The sequence below is a fragment of the Streptomyces sp. genome (assembly GCF_036524955.1).
Taxonomy (GTDB): Bacteria; Actinomycetota; Actinomycetes; order Streptomycetales; family Streptomycetaceae; genus Actinacidiphila.
In genome coordinates, this window is record NZ_DATDBG010000305.1 from 1 (window position 1) to 4,223 (window position 4,223).

A 4,223-nucleotide genomic window follows, 5' to 3' on the forward strand; every position below is an offset into this window, starting at 1 on the left:
ACCCGGCAGCGGCGAGGTGCGCGCGGGCTCCTTCCACGAGGTCGTCGTCGACGTCGATGGTGGTGATGTGTCCGGTTTCGCCGACGAGGTGGGCGAGGAGGGCGGCGTTGTAGCCGGTGCCGGCGCCGAGTTCGAGGATGCAGTCGCCGGGCTGGGCGTCCAGTTGGTCGAGCATGAGGGCGACGACGCCGGGCTGGGAGGCGCAGGAGATCGAGGTGCCGTCGGTGTCGTATTTGATATTGACCGTCGCGTTGGCGTAGGCGTCTTCGAGGGAAGCGTCGGGCACGAACAGGTGGCGGGGAACGGTGCGCAGCGCGACCTCGACGGCGGGCGTGCGGGCGTATCCGGACTCGCGGATCTGGTCGACCAGGGCATTGCGGAGTCGTTCACCCCCGGCCTCGGGGGCGGTGATCGCGTCGGTTGTCACCGCCCCGACGCTACTGCTCTTGGTCGTGTCGTCGGCGGACGACGCGGTGTTGTCACTTGATCCCATGACTGCCTCTCGTGCGGTGGTGAACAGGGCGTTTTGGTCGTCTGGGGGGAGACCGGCGCGGTTGGTGTGGAAGATCATGTGGTGGGCGATGACGGCTCGCAGTCCGCGCGTGAGCCCGCCCCCGGCGGCGAGGTCAGCGAGCGTCGTACCGGCCCGTTCGAAGGCGGCCGCCCATTCGCCGTGCCCGTCGAGCGGGCCGTTCGGGCGGCACAGGCCGCGGGCGTCGGCTGTCATCAACTTCTGCATCGCCGGGATTAGGGCGGCGGCCCGCTCGGGAGCGAGGGCGTCGGTGGCCGGTCGGAGCGCGGCGGCCTTGGCCCACACGTCGCCCTGCTCGAACCAGTCCAGATTGGCCGCCCGCATCATGTGGCTGATCAGGAGGACGGCGGTCTCCCGGCGGCCCAACCGGCCGGGGCCGGGCTGGTAGGTGAGCAGGTGCCGGCTGTCCTCGTGGAACAGGTCGTGGGCGGCGTCCATGGCCTTCGTGCCGCCGAAGGCGGCGGTCTCCGGTTCGTAGATGCCGGGCACCCAGGACCAGACCGTGCCGTCGCCGACGAGATCGCTCAGCAGGGACTCGATCAGCGGGGACGGTTCGGCGGCGCGGTATCGCAGTGGCCAGGGCTGCTTGTTCATGAACCACCAGCCGGTGAGCTGCCCGGGTTCCTCGGCCGCCAGCAGGGCGGGGCCAAGGCGTTCGGTGATGGCGCGCTTGGCGGTCTCACGGTCGGCGAAAGTGATGTTGTGCTGCTGCCAGCGGTCCGGGGCCATGCGGGTCCTTTGGTCGAGGGTCAGGCGATGAGCAGGCAGGCGTCCCACGCGGTACAGGGCGGGGTGCCGGTGGCAGGAGCCAGGAGCGCCAGGGCGATTCCGGCGGCGCCGTCGAGGAATCCGGGGCCGACTTCCTCGTCCTGGATGAGCGCGCTCACAGCGGCCTCCGGGTCGGTGCCCGGCGGGCAGACCGCCGTCAGGAGCGCGGGGATAACAGCACGGAGCTGCCCGGCGGTAGACACATGCGCGTCGTCGGCTGTCCGGGCCGCGACGTGGGCGAGGCCGGCGAAGCCGTGGCACAGGCCGTTGTCCGTGGTGGCTTTGAGCTGGGCGGGGTCGGTGAGGGCGGCCACGAGCGCACGCTCGGCTTCGAGCTGGCGGTCGGTGTCGCCGAGGGCGAGGGCGGCGAGCTGCTGGGCGCGGGCCAGGCCAGCGGGGCCGTAGCACCAGGAAGGTCGCCGGGGCTCGGAGGCCGCGAGACGGCCCGTACGCAGCTCGTCTCGCGTGATCCAGTACGGCCAGGCAAGGCCGTTGGCGGTGTCCTCCTGCCACCGGTCGAGCCAAGCCAGGATCGTACGGAGGGCTTCGCGGTGGCCATCGACGGTGATGCCGCGCCGGGCGGCGAGGGCCAACAACGCCAGTACGCCGCCGATGCCGTGCGCCATGCCGCTGTTGGCGTGCCCGCCCGGGAAACGGTCGTCCGGCCGACCGGAGGGTCCGGAAAGTGTCCACCAGCCCGGCAGGGCCTCGCCTTCGTGGGTGGCCGGTTCGGTGAGGCGTACGCAGTAGTCGAGGATGGCGCGTACGTCGGCGCCGGTGGGGTCGTGGCGCAGGAAGTAGGCGCCGTAGCCCGCCAGGCCCCGGATCGTGTCGAACTCGGCGAGTTCCGGCAGACGCCCTGCGTCGATACGGCTGTGCGCGGCGTCCAGACGGCAGCGGACGTCGGCGGCCATCTGCCGGTCCAGGGTTTCCTGGGCGCGCTGGTAGGCGCCTGGCAGGTGGTCGGCAGCGCAGGTCAGGGCGTGCGCGAGGGCGGGTGCGCCGTAGAAGGAGTGGCTGTCGGGGCCGCTGGTGAACGACCGCCGCGCGGCGACAGCGAGCCAGTCGTGGGCGCGCTGCCACGGGCCCAGGCCGACCGCGGCCCGTTCGATGTGCAGCAGCGCGATGCCGGTCGGCCCGTACGCGAGGTGCTGACGGCGCTCAGGCGCGATCAGCGGCGCGGTGGCGGGGTCGGCCAGGAAGTCGGCGACGGCGTCAGCCATCGTGAGCGCGAGGTGGCAGGTCACCGCGTCCTCCTGGACATCCAGGCCAGGGCGGTGGCGCGGGCGAGGTAGAGGCAGACGGCCTCCTCGGCGAAGTCGACCGCGACGTGCCGTACGAAGTGCACGTGCAGCAGCGAGGACAGGACGTCGTCCACGGCGATGCCCTGGGTGTCCGGGCCGGGAAGGTGCGGACGGTAGGCGGCAAGTGTCGTGTCCCGGTCGGCCCACGCTTCCACGACGGCATCCCCGCCGGGCACGCCGCGCAGGGCCGCCCAGTCGTCGGACGGGTCGGCCAGCCGTACGGTCTCGGTGAACCGCGGGCGGGGAACCGGGGCGGGCGCAGTGGGCGGAACGTGGTCGATCAGCCAGCGCATCCCGGCTTCGGTGCTGCCGAGGAACGCGGCGGCGATGGCAATAGTGTGCGCGGCCACCAGAGCGCGCTGGTGCGGGCGCCGGGGCTGGCCGAGCTGGGCGACGACGGCACGTGAGTCCGCGCGGAACACCTCCTCGGCTGCGTCCCAGGCGCCGCCGGAACCCCAGCGGCCCATCTCGCGGTACGAGGTGGGTAACCGCAGATCCGACAGCAACCCGGCGGTGCGCAGCTCGTCGGCCCAGGTGCCGACCGTGCGGGCGGTTGCGGCGAAGGCGTCGGTGCCGGGGAGGGCAATGCGCAGCCGAAGGTGATGGTGGGGGTCGCGGAAGCGGATGAACCACCAGGGCGGGCCGCCGAGCCGGTTCAGCAGATCCGGGATGTGCTGGGCCAGCAGGGTGTCCTGGCGGCGCAGGTCTCCGTACAGGGTGGCGAGCAGCATGGACGAGACGCCGGGGGTCTGGATCTGCGCCGGGGAGAAGGTACGGGCCGGGGTGGGGGTCGGCAGTGCCGGCCACGCCGGGGGTCGCGTCGCCTTGAGGGGAACGACGACCTCATGGGCGCGGCCGTCGCACCAGCCGTACGCCTCCTTCGGCGGGGCCTCGACGAGGACAGCCGAGCCAGCGCGGTTCAGGTGCTGACGCAAGAGGGTTCGGTGTCCCGCTTGGTCGAGGTCGAGGAGCAGGCGGCGGTCGCCCTCCGCGAGGAAGAACCGCTGAGGCATCCGCCGCCGCGTGCGCCAATCGTCCAGGGCCGTGTCCCACTCGGATCGGGGGCGGTCGCGGCCGGGTAACACGCCCGCTTCAAGCCGCCACCGTGCGGGAGCCAGCACCGTACGCCCGTAGCGGAGGCGGGGCAGGTACGGCATCGCCGCCGCCACGCCCCAGTCGAAAACGGTGACCTGGGCGCACTGGGCGCGCGACAGCTCGGTGAGGAACCGGGCCAGCGGCGGGGTGTGGGTGGCCGGGTTCAGCGCGTGCATCCCCACGGCTTCGACGCGCAGGCCGCGCTCGGGGGCGGCCAGGTACATGCGGCGGCCGTCGCAGGCCACCGCCAGGTCCGTAGGCGTGAGCACATTCGCGCCAGGGGACCGGTGTTCGTGCAGGCTGATCACGAGCGGCAGGACGCGCGGCGTCCGGATGACGTGGGCGCTGTCGGGCAGCAGCGGCGGGAAGGAGAGCTGGGCGGGCACGGTCCCGGCGTCCCCGGTCGGCAGATCGGACAGCTCGGCGGCCAGGGCCGCACGGTCCTCGGGGGCCAGCACGCTCAGGAACCGACCCGAGGTGACGCCGACCCCGCGGGATACGCTCACGACCTCCAGCCGGAACCG

General features: G+C 72.7%; 3 protein-coding genes. All 3 read right to left on the reverse strand.

Annotated elements, in window-relative coordinates; translation table 11 throughout:
* A partial coding sequence (locus VIW71_RS24205; RefSeq protein ID WP_331624706.1) for a methyltransferase, FxLD system occupies positions 1 to 1,261 on the reverse strand: 1,261 nt, incomplete at its 3' end.
* Positions 1,262 to 1,281: 20 nt separating this feature from the next.
* Positions 1,282 to 2,547 carry a lanthionine synthetase C family protein gene (locus tag VIW71_RS24210; protein ID WP_331624707.1) on the reverse strand — a complete coding sequence of 422 codons (1,266 nt, stop codon included), beginning with the start codon at positions 2,545 to 2,547 and terminating at the stop codon, positions 1,282 to 1,284.
* Positions 2,544 to 4,223, reverse strand: a 1,680-nt coding sequence (locus VIW71_RS24215) for a lantibiotic dehydratase (protein ID WP_331624708.1), incomplete at its 5' end; no start/stop codon positions are given. The genes VIW71_RS24215 and VIW71_RS24210, both read right to left, overlap by 4 nt.